Source organism: Neobacillus ginsengisoli (assembly GCF_030813055.1).
Map to the genome: position 1 here is coordinate 113491 of NZ_JAUSTW010000005.1, position 16759 is coordinate 130249.

Annotated in this window: 18 protein-coding genes and 1 riboswitch; of the genes, 8 read left to right on the plus strand and 10 right to left on the minus strand. The window is 38.2% G+C overall.

Annotated features, from left to right (window positions below; translation table 11 throughout):
- Positions 1–48 precede the first annotated feature (48 nt).
- Complete coding sequence (gene acnA, locus J2S10_RS15905; RefSeq protein WP_307409498.1) at positions 49–2757, minus strand: aconitate hydratase AcnA; 2709 nt, start codon at positions 2755–2757, stop codon at positions 49–51.
- A gap of 330 nt (positions 2758–3087) precedes the next feature.
- Here acnA and sspO point away from each other — a divergent pair, with 330 nt between their 5' ends.
- Positions 3088–3237, plus strand: a complete 150-nt coding sequence (gene sspO / locus J2S10_RS15910) for a small acid-soluble spore protein O (protein ID WP_307409501.1) — start codon at positions 3088–3090, stop codon at positions 3235–3237.
- A gap of 41 nt (positions 3238–3278) precedes the next feature.
- Here the strand turns inward: sspO and J2S10_RS15915 are convergent, their stop codons facing one another.
- The gene (locus tag J2S10_RS15915) at positions 3279–3548 is read right to left on the minus strand and encodes a hypothetical protein (protein ID WP_307409503.1); all 270 of its coding nucleotides are present in this window, start codon (positions 3546–3548) and stop codon (positions 3279–3281) included.
- 115 nt (positions 3549–3663) lie between these two features.
- On the opposite strand from J2S10_RS15915, the gene J2S10_RS15920 reads away from it, so the two are divergent.
- Entirely contained in the window at positions 3664–3801 is a 138-nt protein-coding gene (locus J2S10_RS15920; RefSeq protein ID WP_307409505.1) for a small acid-soluble spore protein P, read from the plus strand.
- 208 nt (positions 3802–4009) lie between these two features.
- Here the strand turns inward: J2S10_RS15920 and selA are convergent, their stop codons facing one another.
- Entirely contained in the window at positions 4010–5425 is a 1416-nt protein-coding gene (selA, locus tag J2S10_RS15925) for an L-seryl-tRNA(Sec) selenium transferase (protein ID WP_307409507.1), read from the minus strand.
- 97 nt (positions 5426–5522) lie between these two features.
- Between selA and J2S10_RS15930 the strand changes: the two genes are divergently transcribed.
- Positions 5523–5912, plus strand: coding sequence for an Hsp20/alpha crystallin family protein (locus J2S10_RS15930; RefSeq protein WP_307409509.1), 390 nt, complete (start codon positions 5523–5525; stop codon positions 5910–5912).
- A gap of 95 nt (positions 5913–6007) precedes the next feature.
- Here J2S10_RS15930 and J2S10_RS27480 read toward each other — a convergent pair whose 3' ends face one another.
- Positions 6008–6247, minus strand: coding sequence for an Rdx family protein (locus J2S10_RS27480; protein WP_370876223.1), 240 nt, complete (start codon positions 6245–6247; stop codon positions 6008–6010).
- A gap of 143 nt (positions 6248–6390) precedes the next feature.
- Here J2S10_RS27480 and selD point away from each other — a divergent pair, with 143 nt between their 5' ends.
- Entirely contained in the window at positions 6391–7443 is a 1053-nt protein-coding gene (gene selD / locus J2S10_RS15935; protein ID WP_307409511.1) for a selenide, water dikinase SelD, read from the plus strand.
- Between the two features lie 285 nt (positions 7444–7728).
- Here selD and J2S10_RS15940 read toward each other — a convergent pair whose 3' ends face one another.
- Positions 7729–8673: an L-threonine 3-dehydrogenase gene (locus J2S10_RS15940; RefSeq protein ID WP_307409513.1), complete on the minus strand. Its 945-nt coding sequence runs from the start codon at positions 8671–8673 to the stop codon at positions 7729–7731.
- A 39-nt stretch (positions 8674–8712) separates the two neighbouring features.
- Positions 8713–9903 carry a glycine C-acetyltransferase gene (locus J2S10_RS15945; protein ID WP_307409515.1) on the minus strand — a complete coding sequence of 397 codons (1191 nt, stop codon included), beginning with the start codon at positions 9901–9903 and terminating at the stop codon, positions 8713–8715.
- Positions 9904–10247: 344 nt separating this feature from the next.
- Here J2S10_RS15945 and J2S10_RS15950 point away from each other — a divergent pair, with 344 nt between their 5' ends.
- Positions 10248–10529 carry a hypothetical protein gene (locus J2S10_RS15950; protein ID WP_307409517.1) on the plus strand — a complete coding sequence of 94 codons (282 nt, stop codon included), beginning with the start codon at positions 10248–10250 and terminating at the stop codon, positions 10527–10529.
- 107 nt (positions 10530–10636) lie between these two features.
- Here J2S10_RS15950 and J2S10_RS15955 read toward each other — a convergent pair whose 3' ends face one another.
- Positions 10637–11626: an NAD(P)H-dependent flavin oxidoreductase gene (locus J2S10_RS15955; protein WP_307409519.1), complete on the minus strand. Its 990-nt coding sequence runs from the start codon at positions 11624–11626 to the stop codon at positions 10637–10639.
- 208 nt (positions 11627–11834) lie between these two features.
- Positions 11835–11936: riboswitch (purine riboswitch) on the plus strand.
- 256 nt (positions 11937–12192) lie between these two features.
- Between J2S10_RS15955 and J2S10_RS15960 the strand changes: the two genes are divergently transcribed.
- Together J2S10_RS15960 and J2S10_RS15965 are read left to right on the plus strand one after the other, a co-directional pair.
- Positions 12193–12786: a xanthine phosphoribosyltransferase gene (locus J2S10_RS15960; protein ID WP_307410044.1), complete on the plus strand. Its 594-nt coding sequence runs from the start codon at positions 12193–12195 to the stop codon at positions 12784–12786.
- On the plus strand, positions 12786–14096 hold the full coding sequence (locus tag J2S10_RS15965) for a nucleobase:cation symporter-2 family protein (protein ID WP_307409521.1): 1311 nt from the start codon (positions 12786–12788) through the stop codon (positions 14094–14096). The genes J2S10_RS15960 and J2S10_RS15965 overlap by 1 nt, the downstream gene beginning before the upstream one ends.
- A gap of 538 nt (positions 14097–14634) precedes the next feature.
- On the opposite strand, the gene J2S10_RS15970 is transcribed toward J2S10_RS15965, so the two are convergent.
- The 3 genes from J2S10_RS15970 to J2S10_RS15980 form a co-directional block, all read right to left on the minus strand.
- A complete protein-coding gene (locus tag J2S10_RS15970; protein WP_370876228.1) occupies positions 14635–14709 on the minus strand; it encodes a YjcZ family sporulation protein in 75 nt (24 codons plus the stop codon).
- Between the two features lie 61 nt (positions 14710–14770).
- Positions 14771–14905 carry a YjcZ family sporulation protein gene (locus J2S10_RS15975; protein WP_307409526.1) on the minus strand — a complete coding sequence of 45 codons (135 nt, stop codon included), beginning with the start codon at positions 14903–14905 and terminating at the stop codon, positions 14771–14773.
- A gap of 1069 nt (positions 14906–15974) precedes the next feature.
- The gene (locus tag J2S10_RS15980) at positions 15975–16175 is read right to left on the minus strand and encodes a cold-shock protein (protein ID WP_160723702.1); all 201 of its coding nucleotides are present in this window, start codon (positions 16173–16175) and stop codon (positions 15975–15977) included.
- A 383-nt stretch (positions 16176–16558) separates the two neighbouring features.
- Here J2S10_RS15980 and J2S10_RS15985 point away from each other — a divergent pair, with 383 nt between their 5' ends.
- Positions 16559–16759, plus strand: a complete 201-nt coding sequence (locus tag J2S10_RS15985; protein WP_307409529.1) for a hypothetical protein — start codon at positions 16559–16561, stop codon at positions 16757–16759.

Sequence of the window (16759 nt, forward strand, 5' to 3'; positions counted from 1 at the left end):
TCGGAAAAAACACCATGCAAAACTGCATGGTGTTTTCCAATGTATTCATTAAGCTTGTAATTTTTCACGTAATACCATTTGAAGAATACCGCCATGACGATAATAATCAATTTCAACTTCAGAGTCGAAACGGACAAGAACTTCAAATTCTTTCTTGCTGCCGTCTTCAGCAGTTGCTGTAACTTTTAGCAAGTCACGTGGTTTTACATTTTCATCCACTTGGACATCGATTGTTTCTTTACCGGTTAAACCAAGAGTTTCAGCATTTTCGCCGTCCTTAAATTGAAGTGGAAGAACACCCATTAACACTAGGTTTGAACGGTGAATACGTTCAAAGCTTTCAGCAAGAACTGTTTTAATACCTAAAAGGTTCGTACCTTTAGCAGCCCAGTCTCGTGAAGAGCCCATTCCGTAATCTTTACCAGCAAGAACAATGAGGCCAGTGCCATTTTCTTTGTACTTCATGCATGCATCGTAGATTGATGTTACTTCGCCTGTTGGCCAGTAAGTAGTGAAGCCGCCTTCTGTACCTGGTGCGATTTGGTTACGGATACGAATATTTGCAAATGTTCCACGCATCATCACTTCATGGTTACCACGACGAGAGCCGTAAGAGTTAAATTCACGAGGCTGGACACCTTTTTCAAGCAGATATTTTCCGGCTGGAGTATTTTTGCCAATAGCTCCTGCAGGAGAAATATGGTCAGTTGTTACAGAGTCACCAAACTTACCAACAACACGAAGTCCTGTTAAAGGTTCAACTTCACCTGGTTCTGGTGATAAGCCTTCAAAGAACGGTGGATTTGCGATGTAAGTTGAATCTTCATCCCAAGTATATAATGGCTCATTGCTTGTTTTAATTTCGTTCCAACGCTCATTGTCACCGAACACGTTCTCGTATTCTCTACGGAATAGTTCAGGTGTAACAGTACGTTTAACAACATCATTTACTTCAGCAGTTGATGGCCAAATGTCCTTAAAGAATACATCGTTACCATCTTTATCTTTACCGATTGCTTCGTTAGTGAAATCAATGTTCACTGTTCCAGCAAGAGCATATGTCACAACTAATGGTGGTGAAGCAAGGTAGTTAGCTTTTACTAGCGGATGGATACGCCCTTCAAAGTTACGGTTACCTGAAAGAACAGATGTAACTAATAGATCGTTTTCCGCAATTGTTTTTTCAATTTCTTCTTTTAATGGACCGGAGTTACCGATACAAGTTGCACAGCCGTAACCAACAAGGTTAAAGCCGATTTGTTCAAGGTATGGAAGCAAGCCTGAATCACGAAGATATCCAGTTACAACCTTGGAACCAGGTGCTAAAGAGGTTTTAACGAATTTTGGAACTTCCATTCCTAATTCAACTGCTTTTTTCGCAACAAGTCCGGCACCAACAAGAACATATGGGTTAGATGTGTTCGTACAGCTAGTGATCGAAGCAATGGCAACAGCACCTGTTTTAATGGTTGTTTCATCGCCGTTATTGAATTTAACAGTTGCGGACTTTTCAAGTTCTTCAGATTTCAAACCGAAACCTTGGTTTCCTTGTGGAGCAGCAACAGCTTTAATAAATTCTTGTTTCATTTTTGAAAGAGGAATCAAATCCTGTGGACGTTTTGGTCCGGAAAGGTTTGCCTCAATCGCAGAAAGGTCGATTTCAACTACATTTGTATAAACTGGCTCAAATGTAGGATCGAAGAATAAGCCGTTTTCTTTGCAATATTGTTCTACTACATTGATATGTTCTTCTTCACGGCCTGTTAAGCGCATATATCCAATGGACTCATCATCAATTGGGAAGAATCCGCAAGTTGCGCCGTATTCAGGAGCCATGTTAGCAATTGTTGCACGGTCTGCAAGTGGAAGAACAGATACACCAGGGCCGAAGAATTCAACGAATTTACCGACAACACCTTGGCCGCGAAGAACTTGAGTTACTTTTAAAGCCAAGTCAGTAGCAGTAGCACCGTTTGGAAGTTCGCCTTTTAATTTAACCCCAACTACTTCAGGAACAGGGAAGTATGAAGGCTGTCCAAGCATTCCAGCTTCTGCTTCAATACCGCCTACGCCCCAGCCAAGTACGCCAAGACCGTTGATCATGGTAGTATGTGAGTCAGTTCCGACTAATGTATCCGGATATGCTTCCAATTCACCGTCTGCATTTTCAGCAACGTGAACGACATCTGCCAAGTACTCAAGGTTTACTTGGTGAACAATTCCTGTTGCCGGCGGAACTGCACGGTAGTTATTAAATGATTTTTGAGCCCAGCTCAAAAACTGATAACGTTCAGCATTACGTTCAAATTCTAAATCCATGTTCACTCTTAAGGAATCAGCAGTTCCATATGAATCAACCTGTACAGAGTGGTCGATAACAAGGTCAACTGTTTTCTCAGGATTGATTTTGTCCGGATCCCCACCAAGGTCAGCCATTGCTTTTCTTAATGAAGCAAGGTCTACGACTGCCGGAACACCGGTGAAGTCTTGAAGGATAACACGAGATGGCTTGAATGGTACATCAACCTCTTTAAGCTCATCGGTTCCCCATTTTGCTAAGTTTTCAACATGCTCTTTTGTGATAACACGGCCATCTAATTGGCGAAGTACGGATTCAAGTAATACTTTTACAGAGTATGGAAGTTTAGAAACTTTACCAATTCCGGCTTCTTCAAGTGCACTTAAACGATAATAATGGTAGCGTTTGCCGTTTACATCAAACGAAGAATGTGCATTAAATACATCATTTTTTACCATGTGTAAAATCCCCCTCATTCGTCATAATTAACCAAAATAAATGAAAAGTCGAAAAGTTTGAATATTCCCATCCACTCTTACTTTTCTCACAATTTCAATCTTAATACAGCGTTCTACATAAGTAAATAAAAAGAAAGTTATTGTGATTGATAAGTTTTTCTTATGTTTTTAATGAAAATTGTTCAAAATATTTTGAAAATATAAGAGCATCACACATGAATTTCATTATTGGGAATTCGCATGTGTTCCCTATTATTATGTCAAAAAAACTTTTCTTTGTCATTTTTCATGCCAAAGAGGAAATATTAACAGTATTAGGAGGTGAATGGATTGGCGAAACGAAAAGCAAACCATGTGATACCAGGTGCGAATGCTGCCAAGGCCCAAGGAATGGGAGCCGGATTCAATGAAGAAATGTCGAATGAACCGTTAACTGTGAAAGAAAAAATGAACAACAAAAAACGGAAAAAGAACCAATAAAAAAGCGGGTCTCCCCGCTTTTTGTCTATGTTTTTATGCGTCTATTCTGTTTGATTCACTTCAGAAACCATACCCTGCAAATCCTGTTGAAAGCGCTCTAATTGAGCTTTTTGATGTTCTGATGCTACTTCCATAGCATTTGCAATTTGCTGGTAGGCTTCATTGACTTCATCTTTTAAATGTTTCAACTGATGGCCATAACTGGCGCTATCGCTGACAATGTCAAAAAAAAGTCCCTGGGCATTCTCATATCCTTGCTGTGCAGCTTGGAAAGCTTGTTGTTTGTCCTTATGATAAGGATATTTTTGCATGTCTCTTGTCTCACTCCTTCATTTTGTTACAACTTAAATTGCTCTTAAATTGAAGAAAATATTCAGTACATAAATTCATGTCTACGCTGCATCCTATCAATTAGGAGGGATGAAAATGAACAAAAACGATGGGAAAGACATGCGCAAAAATGCTCCAAAACAATCCGGACAGCCGGAACCGATGAGCGGGTCACATAAGGTGAAAAATCGCCAGCATACTCGGGCAAAACATAATTCTCACCATGATATGTAATTAAAAAAATATTACTGGTTTACTCAGCAGGATCTAGTTATTATTTCGCGTATTTCATCATTAATTCCGCGAAAATTAGGATATTTCCGCAGAATTTCCACATATTCCCGCGAGATTATAATTTATCCCGCGAGCTTATCCGCATGGAATGAATTATCGATATTTCAGCATATTCTTATAGAAAAATGACATAAAAAGGCTGACCTTCTCAGTCAGCCTTTATCTTAACCAATGCTACAAGCAGCAAATGTTCTTCTTCCTGTGAAACTGTCCTTAAATCAATAATCACTTCATCTTTTTGGATTCGAGCAACAATTCCCGGAGTGGAATCCGATCGTAATTTTCTTCCAAGTTGTTCTGCAGTCAACGACATATGTTTTAACGAAATGACCTTCGTAGCTAGCTCTACCTCCGGCATTGTCCCGCCGCCTACTTGGCTTGTGCCCCGAGAGATTTTTATTTGATATTTTCCTGTTTGTTGTAATAAGTTTGTAACAAACGATTCCGTTCTAACGTCTAAATCATTATCAGAAAGAAGCAGATCACGAATCGTCGGGATGTTACGAAGTCCCTTTTCTCCCCTTGCATAATCAATTAATGTTCCCTCAAGCGCAGCTAAGGTCATTTTATCAACCCGTACAATTCTGGCTAGCTGGTGTTTTTTTAATCGATCTATGAATTCTTTTTTTCCAACGATAATTCCGGCTTGTGGACCGCCAAGAAGCTTATCTCCACTAAAGGTAACAAGATCTACACCCATCTCAATAACCTCTTTTACTATCGGTTCATCCCCTATACCAAGTTTTCTAAAATCAAATAGTGCACCGCTTCCAAGGTCTTCATAAAAAATAACATCTTTCAACTCTTTGGTGAAAGCAATCAAATCGGATGTCTCAACGGACTCCGTAAAACCAATGACTTTAAAATTGCTGGTATGTACCTTCATAACAATTGCTGTTTCAGAAGTCACTGCTTTTTCATAATCGTAAAGGTGAGTCTTATTCGTTGTACCTACTTCTATCAGTTTTGCACCACTCTCCTCCATAATCGATGAGATGCGAAAAGAACCACCGATCTCTACAAGCTGTCCTCTGGAAACGATGACTTCTTTATTTTCAGCAAGTGCTCTTAAAACTAGATATACTGCAGCAGCATTGTTATTGACGACCATAGCTGCCTCTGCACCTGTTATTTCCTTCAGCAGTGCTTCGGCATGACTGTGCCTTGAACCGCGCTCCCCTTCTTTTAGCTTGTATTCAAGATTTGAATAATTTCTGGCGACTTCAATAACATGATCAATCGCATGTTCACTAAGTCTAGCCCTGCCAAGATTGGTATGTAATATGGTTCCTGTTGCATTAATTACCTTTTTCAAGGTATAAGAAAATTGTTTTTGCACCTTTCCCTCAAGCAAATGAAATATGTTATCAATAAATTGCGTTGTTCCAGGTATGGGACCTTGCCAAGTTCCATTTATTATGGAATCTCTGATCAGATCGACTACTTCTTTTAATTGTTTCGTTAGATTGGTTAAATCCAAATAACTCTCTTCAAGGAGAGCAATAAACTTGCCATGATTTTGCAGTTCATGGACAGCCGGAATAGAGCGCAGCCATTCTTTCACCATAAAAACTCCTTTATTATTCTTTCTAGTCCCATTATACCATTTTTCACATTTTCAAACGGTTTGAATAAAATAAACAAGCAAGGGAGGGTTGAAAATGAAGCCCAAGAAGGATGAGCAATTTGTTGATTATGACCAAGTCGAAATATGGCTTAAAAATTATTTCCTTGACCCGCTTACTTCATACTTTGACCAGACCCAATTCCGAATCGATTTGTATGAGACGGAGAAGGAATGGATCGTTGAAGCTATATTAAGTGAGTATGAATCTTCGGAAATTTCGGTTTATACCGAAGAAAAAAGGCTTATTATTTCAGCATTAAAACATTCTGTCTCCAAAAAACAAAAACGAATTCGGGTTATTGATTTCCCTTTTCAAATCAATAAAAAGAAAGTGACTGCAGTATTTACAAATGGGATTTTAGAAGTTCAAATATCAAAGACAGAAGCGGTCTCCGGAAAAAATCGATATATTATCCTTCCATAAGTCTTTAATAGACTTAATTTTTTTTATATGAAGTTTACATAATTGTATTATTGACAAAAAGAAACCTCATTCCCTTTTCAGAAATGAGGTTTCTTTTAAATGGACTCCATTTTTTTTATAATTTCTTCAGTATCAGGAAAAATACCTGTATCCAGCTTCGAGTAGAACTTTTCTCCATTAACGGAAACTTCAAAAGCTCCACCGGAACTCGGGATTAGTTCCATTTTTTCAATGTTTCGGAAAAAATGGTTAAACAGTTCTTCCGCGAAACTCGCGGCTTTTGGTGCGTAGTTTCATTGCATGCAAAATTCGACAATCACATGGTATTTTTTCATTTCTTAACCTCCTAAAAACAATATTTCTATAGTATTAAAGTAAAATAAGTTTAATGCATCCTCTACTCTTTCGCAAATGTTCTATCTCTATTCGTGCGGTTTCAAAATGAAAGAGTTATACTAATAAAATGGAGGTGGATATGATGAGTGAACAAGAAAAAATTCGCCTGACCTCTTTATCAACAAAAGCAGGTTGAGGCTGCAAAATCGGTCCTGAGGACCTGGCGCAAGTTTTGCGTCTTTTACCAAAACAAGAACCTGTTCCGGAATTACTGGTTGGACATGAAACATCAGATGATGCTGGTGTATACCGTCTGACTGATTCTATTGCACTTATTCAGACGTTAGATTATTTTACACCCATCGTGGATGATCCTTATATGTTTGGACAAATTGCTGCTGCTAATGCCTTAAGTGATGTTTATGCAATGGGCGGTGTACCAAAAACAGTCATGAACATTGTCGGTTATCCGATTAAAAAGCTTGGTGCTGATATGCTATCTGACATCCTTCGCGGTGCCGCAGATAAAGTGAAAGAGGCCGGTGCGATTACAGTCGGCGGTCATTCAATCGAAGATCAAGAACCAAAGTTCGGCCTTTCTGTCACGGGTATCGTCCATCCCGAAAAGGTTTGGAAAAACGTTGGTTCCTTGCCGGGTGACGTTCTTGTGTTGACAAAGCCAATCGGTGTCGGAATTTTAACTACCGGAATAAAAAGAAACGCAGTAACATCTCAGCAGGAACAGGTAGTAACAGAAACAATGGCTATGCTGAATAAAACTGCGGCAGAGATTTTAACTGACTTTCATCCCCATTCGGTTACGGATGTTACAGGCTTTGGTCTTCTCGGTCATGGAAGCGAAATGGCACGAGGCAGCGATGTTAGTTTTGAAATATCATTCTCACAAGTACCATTGTTATCCGGCGCAATCGAGCTAGCAAGAAATGGAGTTGTCCCTGGCGGCTCAAAATCCAATCATAAATGGTTAAGTGATGATGTCAGTTATGAGGATATCCTCCCGGAGGAACAATTAGTACTTTGTGACGCAATAACTTCCGGAGGGCTTCTTGTTTCGTTACGAGAAGAAGAAGCAACTAAATATGTCGATGCACTTCAGACTAGCGGATTACCTCACGCATCGATTATAGGGCGAGTTATTGAGAAAAAAGAAAAACTTATTTTTGTAAAAAGATAACAGCGAAGCATGGTTGCTTCGCTGTTTTAGTATGAAGAATTACATTAAACTCTCAGGAAAACCATTAATAATGCGGCGATGACGGCATGCTTGCTTGAGGGCTAGTTTTGCTTCGATCTTTTTCTTTTATAAAGGCTCTTTTCTTAAAGATGTAGCTTTTTGAAATAGAAAACTGCTGGATATCAACAAATATCAGCGGGTTATCGACAAATTTCAATTTAGGTGAGCAATTTACTTAAAACCGAAATAAAAAATCCCGAACCCAATTTGGTTCGGGATTAATAATTATAGTTTATGCTGTAGTTTTTCAATCATGTCCTTCGTCATTTTTGCTAAATCATATTCCGCTTTAAAGCCCCACTCTTCTTTTGCAGCCGTAGCATCAATGGAGTTCGGCCAGCTATCGGCAATTTGCTGACGGACAGGGTCTACATCGTAACTCATATTAAAGCCTGGAATTTGCTTTGCGATTTCAGCTGCAATTTCTTCCGGATCAAAGCTCATAGCTGTCACATTGAAAGCATTTCGGTGAATTAATTTGGCAGGGTCTGCCTCCATTAGATCAACGATTGCATTCAGAGCATCTGGCATATACATCATATCCATGTAGGTCCCTTTATCAATATAGGAGGTATATTTACCATTTTTGACTGCTTCATAGTAGATTTCAACTGCATAGTCCGTTGTTCCGCCGCCTGGAAGGGCTACATTGGAAATTAATCCAGGAAAACGCAAGCCGCGTGTGTCGACACCAAACTTTTGGAAATAGTAATCAGATAATAACTCGCCGGCTACTTTATTTACTCCGTACATCGTGGATGGACGCATGATTGTATCCTGTGGTGTATTATCCTTCGGAGTCGATGGTCCGAATGCACCGATAGAGCTTGGTGTGAAAAATTGGGCATTCAGCTCTCTTGCCGTTTCAAGCGCATTCATCAGACCACCCATATTTAAGTTCCAGGCAAAAACAGGCTTTGCTTCAGCAGTTGCTGATAAAAGTGCGGCTAAATGCATAACGGTATCAACCTTATATTTTTTTGCTACGTCGACCATATTTTTCACATCAGTCACATTTACAATTTCAAAAGGCCCGCTTATTACTGCATCACTGTCGTTCATTTTAATATCAGTTGCGATGACATTATCAGAACCATATGTTTCCCGCAGTTTCATCGTTAATTCAGAACCAATTTGCCCCAATGCACCAGTTATTAAAATCCGTTTCATTTCTTCTCCGTCCTCTACATATATGCTATTTTTCTGATGTTAGATAATGCCCATTTCCTTGCCAACTTTTTCATAGATAGAAATCGCTTTATCCAGCATTTCTTTTGTATGTGCCGCTGTTGGCATATTGCGTACGCGCCCTGTACCCTGTGGAACAGTTGGGAATACGATCGCCTTTGCATATACACCTTCTTCATTAAGTCGTTTACTAAATTGCTGCGTTAATGTTTCGTCTCCAATAATACACGGTGTGATTGGTGTTTCACTGTTACCAATATTAAAGCCTAACTCCTTTAAACCTTTTTTTAGGTAATTCCCATTTTCCCATAGCTTCTGGTTCAGCTCTGTGCTTTCCATTAAAATTTCGATGGATTTTTTACTTGCTGCTACGTCAGCAGGAGTAAGGGAAGTGGAAAATAAGAACGGACGGCTGCGAACCTTTAACCAGTCAATTAAGTTCTTTTTCCCGGCAACATAACCGCCAACAACACCAATTGCCTTTGATAAGGTACCAATTTGGAAATCAATTTTATCCGAAAGTCCGAAATGCTTTACTGTTCCTGCCCCATCACCAAGTACCCCTGAGCCGTGGGCATCGTCTACATATGTAATCAGATCGAATTCCTCGGCAATTTTTACGATCTCCGGTAATAAGGCAACGTCCCCGTCCATCGAGAACACGCCGTCGGTAATCACCATGATTTTATTATATTGACCGGATTCCTTAGCTTCTTTAGCTTTTGCACGTAGATCTTCCATATCGGAATGATTTACTCGGATAATTTTTGCTTTTGAAAGACGGCAGCCATCGATAATCGAAGCATGATTTAATTCATCCGATAAAATCGCATCATTTTTGTCCATAACAGCAGAGATAGCAGCCATGTTACAATTAAATCCTGATTGGTAGGCAATTGCTGCTTCAGTATGCTTAAATTCTGCTAATTTTTCTTCTAATTCAACATGGAGTTTAAGTGTTCCGTTGATCGTACGAACGGCACCTGCGCCAACACCATATTTTTCAATCGCTTCTGTTGCAGCATTTTTTAATTGTTCATCAGTTGCTAATCCTAAATAATTGTTGGATGAGAGATTGACCAACTCTTTCCCATTAATGGTGATCATAGGACCATTCGGGCTTTCCAGCGGGTCAATGACATTATAAAGACCTTTACTTTTAAGTTCATCAAGGTTTTCATTTAAAAATTGTTCTAAAATATGACTAGACACGTTATAATTCCCCCTCAATAATCATGAACATCAATGTGTCGCTAGCTTGAAAACAATTGTCCGCCGTGTACGGACATACAAATCCTTGTTTATTACCGGTACAAAAGGATTTCTGTATAATACTTTATCACACTTTTTGAAAATTGTTCATACCTAGAGGACATAAGTTGAAAAAATTTTTTCTTACCCTTTTAGAATAACCAATTCGAAATAAGGATATTTTTCGTTGTTGAATTTGCAATACATTATCGGAATAATTTTAAAAATAGAATAACTTATTAAAAAGGAAAAAGACGGTATAATAGGTTCATTACAAATCGGTCTAATGGAAAGGATGTCACACGGTGTCATTTTTGTCTTCCCTCCTTTATTCGCTCATCATTGGCGGCATATTTGTCTATTTGTTTATTTTCGCTTTTGATTTTTTGTATGGTGAAAAAAAAGAAAAACAAGAACGTAAAATACACAAGCATTTTCGTAAAGAAACCATAAAAAAAATCGACCTCATTGAGCATCAACCGCGAAAATTCACTTTATACACAGTGGAAACCGGCAATGGAACGAAAAAGGTAAAATTAAAGCCGGGTTATAAGGTTGTCAATATCGTTAAAAAGAAAAGCAAATAAAAAACCTATCCTGTCGACAGGATAGGTTTTTTATAAAATAAGTAATTTCGTTCCCATAAAAAAATATAATGTCGATTCATAGCCAGGTATTCAGACATTTAGTTTACTTATAAAAAAGCTAATCTAGCAGCTTTGCTATTAATTGTTTGCAATGCCTCCCGGTACTCAGCTTCTAAACGGGCAACGATTTCAGTTGTTGTTTCAATTTTATCAATAGCCCCAACGCCATGACCTGCGGACCAAATATCGCGCCATGCCTTCGCTTTTGGTTCTCTCTGCATGTCATCGAAATCAACTTTTGCTTTCTTTACTAATTGATCCGGATCCATACCTACTTTAATAATGCTTGGCTTTAACATATTGGCTTTAACTCCGGAAAATGCATCCGTAAGAATAATATCCTCCTGTGTCGCCTCGACCAGCATTTCGCGATAATCTTCTTGCGCCATACTTTCCGTTGCGACAATAAATCTTGTCCCCATATAGGCTAGGTCGGCACCGGCGGCTTGGGCGGCTAAAATGCCTTTCCCTGTTGAAATGGCACCGGCAAGAACAATGATTCCATCCCAGAAGGTCCGGACCATATCGACAAAAGCAAATCCATTAATTTGCCCGGCGTGCCCACCTGCTCCGCTGGCAACTAATATTAAGCCGTCAACACCTGCTTCCGCAGCTTTTTTGGCAAATTTCAAATCACTTACATCCGAAAAAACAAGTCCGCCATATTCATGAACGATCTCGACGACATTTTTTGGACTCCCTAAAGAGGTGATCACAAGTTGTGGCTTATGCTTTTTGATTAATTCAATTTCGTCCTTAAGGCGGCTGTATGAGCTATGAACGACCATATTCATCGCCCAAGGAGCAATTTTTTGATTTGGATTTTTTGAACGGGCAGCTTCAAGCTCCTCATTTAATTGCCCCATCCAGCTGTTAAGCACTTCAATAGGACGGGCATTCGGGGCTGGAAATGAACCGATGACACCATTTAAGCAGCAATTTTTTACCAAATCGGGTCCCGAAACAAGAAACATTGGCGCCGAAATCACAGGCAGCTTCAATTGATTCCACCAGTTATCAGGAATAGTTTTTTTCATTAAGCACACCCTTATTTTAGAATTTTCTGAATAAAAACTTCACTTTAATAGTACCTTAAAATGAATGGTTATTCAATCTTTGAGTTGGCGAATGTCTCAGTTTATTTTAGTGTTTCCAAAAGACGAACGATATTTTTAAAAAAATAACAATTATTCGTTTTTTTGCGGAAAAAGGGTTGATTTCCCTTTTCACCATGCTATAATGTGAATAAATTCATAAGGTTTCACTCATATAATCGCGGGAATATGGCCCGCAAGTTTCTACCAGATTGCCGTTAACAATCTGACTATGAGTGGGTAATGAGAATAACGTTGTATTTTTACCTGCGTAATTCTTTTTATTCCTTTCGGATAAAAAGCCCAAAGGTCATTACCTCACTCAGTTTTTGAAGTGAGGAATGTCTTTGGGCTTTTATTTTTTTTACTATCTAGCTGCAGCGCCTAGCCCCACGAGATCATAAACCAATCCCTTTCAGAAGGAAAAAACCGCCTTCTAGAAGGGCTCCCTTATGCTTGTCAGGGCTGAGCAAGGCGCTTCTGCTTTAAAAATAGGGGGAATTGCAATCATGAGATTACTAGAAGAAAAAATCAAAACGGATGGAAAGGTTATTTCAAAAGACGTTTTAAAAGTGGATTCATTCTTGAACCACCAAATTGATCCTGATTTAATGCTTGAAATCGGCAAAGAGTTTGCAAAGATTTTTGCAAATGAAGAAATTACAAAAATCGTCACGATTGAATCTTCAGGAATTGCTCCTGCTGTCATGACCGGGCTGCAATTGAATGTCCCAGTCATTTTTGCAAGAAAGCAAAAATCGTTAACTCTTTACGAAAGCTTACTCACAACTACCGTCCATTCATTTACTAAAAAAGAGACAAATGATATTTCCATTTCAAAAAAATATTTAGATGAAAACGATAAAATCCTTATTATAGATGATTTTCTTGCTAACGGAGAGGCGGCTCTTGGTTTAGTAGATTTGGTACAGCAGGCAAATGCCCAGGTAGCAGGAATTGGCATTGTGATTGAAAAGTCCTTCCAGCCGGGTGCACAGAAATTGAAAGATCTTGGTTTAAGGGTAGAATCCCTAGCAAGAATTGAGTCATTAGCAAACGGTGTGGTTACATTTATCAGTGAAAAAGTGGAGGAATTAATCTAATGAAACGAACTCCTTTTAAAGTTGCTTCTTTAGGTATTCAACATGTATTGGCGATGTATGCCGGTGCAGTGATCGTACCGCTAATCATCGGCGGGGCCTTACATTTGTCCGGTAAACAATTAACCTATTTAGTTTCGATTGATATTCTTACAAGCGGGATTGCAACGATTTTACAGGTTTGGCAGAATCGGTTTACAGGCATTGGGCTTCCTATTGTCCTCGGATGTACGTTTACGGCAGTTGGTCCGATTATCGCAATCGGCGGTCAATATGGTCTTTCGGCCATTTATGGTTCGATCATCATGTCAGGTATTATTGTTATTCTCATTGCGAATTTGTTTGGTAAGCTAGTTAAATTCTTCCCACCTGTTGTGACAGGTTCTGTTGTAACGATTATCGGCATTACACTTATTCCCGTTGCCATGAACAACGTTGCCGGCGGTCAAGGCAGCCCTGACTTTGGAGCTGGATCCAATCTTGCTCTTGCATTTGGAACGCTATTATTTATCATTGTTCTTTATCGGTTCTTTAAGGGCTTCATTCGTTCGATTGCGATTTTATTAGGGTTAATTGCCGGGACGATCGCTGCCTCGTTTATGGGAAAAGTGAATTTGTTGGCTGTGGGTGATGCTTCATGGTTCCATATGGTTAAACCTTTATATTTTGGTACACCAACATTTCAATTGGCACCTATTATTACGATGACACTTGTTGCCATTGTCAGTCTTGTTGAATCATCCGGGGTATATTTTGCGCTTAGCGATATCACCGGAAGAAAGCTTACGGAAAAGGACTTAGTAAAAGGTTATCGTGCTGAAGGTCTTGCCAGTATTCTCGGCGGATTGTTCAATTCTTTCCCTTATACGACTTACTCACAAAACGTTGGACTTGTTCAGCTTTCAGGTGTAAAAGAAAAAAATGTGATTTATACAGTTGGCGGCATTCTTGTGGTTCTTGGATTTGTTCCAAAAATCGCTGCCTTAACAACGGTCATTCCTACTCCTGTTCTTGGCGGTGCCATGGTTGCCATGTTTGGAATGGTCATTGCAGCAGGGATAAAAATGCTTAGCAAGGTTGATTTTGCTTCCCAGGAAAATCTGTTAATTATTGCCTGCTCTGTTGGAATGGGGCTTGGCGTAACGGCAGTCCCAAATTTATTTTCACATTTACCTGAAACCGTAAAAATTCTCTCAAATAGCGGAATCGTTGCAGGGAGTTTAACTGCAATTTTTCTTAATATAGTGTTCAATATAAAACCAAACAAGCAAAACCAAGCCACCGCTCAGGCAAATGGTCAAAGTAATGCTTAAGGAAGCTGTTGAATTTTTGAGTTTATATCCCACCTATTAATACCTAAAATATGTTGGAACGTTGCCTATATTTTCTTAATAAAAAATGTGATTAAGGTGACGTAAATGACAAGAAAAAGATTAAAAAGCAGAGCAGTAAATGAAGAATCAAATTCAATAATTTTTACTTTTGAACAGGCTTATAAGGTTAAACGTAAAGGTAAACTAAGATAATAATAAAGACGATACTTATTGGTATCGTCTTTTAATCCATTTCTGTAATGTATATACTTTTCAATATTATATAAGGAAAAGAGAGGCGATTATAAAGAAGGGAATGAAATCAAGAAAAAAGCCTCGACGAATAAACATTCCTCTGGATGGGTCAACCCTTTCTATTACTCCTCTGTGAACTCTTCCAAAATGGTCCCTGACCTCAACAGCTCGTCCACGATTTCTCATAGCGAAATTTCGCATTTAATTCATCCTCCTTTCATTTCACCAGTCTATTTGACAAAGGGACAGATTAACTTTCAATCTGCCCTTTGCTCCGTACAGTTTAGTAGCCGCCCATAAAAGAAGTCCCTACAATGATTAGTAGAACGAATAATACAACGATTATCGCAGTAGACATTCTCAAACCGTCACTCATGTATAACACCTCCAGTACTTACTTAAAAAGGTTTAATTAAACATTAAAAAACCATACTAGAAAGTACGATAATTAATAGAATGAACAATACAACGATTAATACAAAGGTACTGCCGCCGCCAAAGCCGCCGCCGTATCCGTAACCGCCAAAGCCACAGCCGCCGTATCCAAAGCCCATATTTTTCACCCCCCATTTGAATATCCGAAGTATAAACACTCGCTATATATATATATTTCATAAGACAAGGATTGATTGGACAAACATCATCGTGTTAGGACAAAATCAGCGATTTGCTTAAACATTTTTTAAAAATGAAAAGGCATCTGCAATACATGCAAACGCCTCTACGGTGGTATTTCTATATGCCAGGATATGCTGGAGGTAATAATAACATATGCACTCTGAATAAAAGTGAATGGACAAGTGCTGATTATTTTTATCAAATCTTGAAATTGTATAAAAAAACTTAATCTTACAATGAGAACTGGAAATTTAATTGAAGAGGCTGAATTGAATTACTAAAAACAAATGGGCTCTCATTGGGAGCCCAAAATGTGTAGTAATTTTCCCTAGGGGGGGAAAAGGTGTATTTTTATTATAGTCTTATTCAAAATTGTTAAAATGAGGAAAAAGAACTAAATTGCACTAAATTTATAAAGGAAAATAAAAGGCACTGTATAGGTGCCTTTCAGAAGTAGTTGGTTGAAGGTTTGATTTAACTCCATATTATTCCAGTTAATTATATAGAGTTGGCTTGGATAAAAAAATATAGAGCAAGGCAAAGTGAGTATTATTCTTGGAGGTTGTCAAACCTTGCTCTGTATTATTTAAATTGTTCAAATTGTGGGTTTTTTATGTATTTTAGGAATTTTATTAAGAGTTTCCAATTTTTCGTTGACGGAAATGGATTAGCTGGGTAAGATTACAATAGGATAATTATAAACACAAATAAGACATTACCTTTTGGTATGTCCTGCTTTTTTACACTATTTTTTTAAGTAATTAATTTACCGTACCCAACGTATTTCTACCTAAAATACACGGAAACGTTGCCTACATTTTCATGATAAAAATGTACTATTTCTCAAAATAAATACAATTTGGAGAATCCCTAATTGTGTGTTACACTGTGATTACCATTTATTTTACTGTTTTGAAATTCCCCACTCATTCATGAGTGGGGAATTTTGTTTTTAAATAATTAAAAACAGACCCTATATAAGAGCCTGTCTAAATGTTAATAATATTAAGCTTTACGAACGTTAGCTGCTTGTGCTCCACGTTGACCTTGTTCAACGTCAAAAGTTACTGACTGACCTTCTTCTAACGTTTTGAAGCCTTCGCCTTGGATCGCTGAGAAATGAACGAATACGTCTTCTCCACCTTCACGTTCGATGAATCCGAAGCCTTTTTCACTGTTAAACCATTTTACTTTGCCGTTTTCCATTTATGTTTCCTCCTATTGTGTGCTTTGCACACATTGTGTTACTATCCTTGCTCTTTAGTGATCATCAAGACGAAAAGTTGGTACTTATACGATCCTTTACACCGAACAAAAATAATTCCTAATTATATTAGCATTTTTTGTGAGCGTTTTCAAGATTTCAAAATAGTTTGTTTACTAATTATCCACTGCTAAAAAGGGTATTAACAAAAAAGTATGTTAGATTATTTAACGTTGTGATTGAAATATTGTCGGCTTAAATTCTATAATATATTTGCCTAATTGCTTTTTCTTTTGAAAACCACAGAATTCCCCTAAACGGTGGTTTTCTCTTTTTAATTCTCTACATAACCGTTATATAGAAAAATGAAGGAAGGAAATGGAGAATGATACGTCAAAGAACGTTTTTTCTGATTGATGATTTGTTATTTGAAGTAGAAAAACCTGAAATAACACTAAGAAAAATCAGAGTAGCACAGGTTAAATTTGAAAATGAGGAATATAAAAAACTCAGAAGAAAGTATAATGAAGATATTTTCCATTTAGAAAAATTTCCAGATGGATGGCATATAGAAAAGAGAGAATAA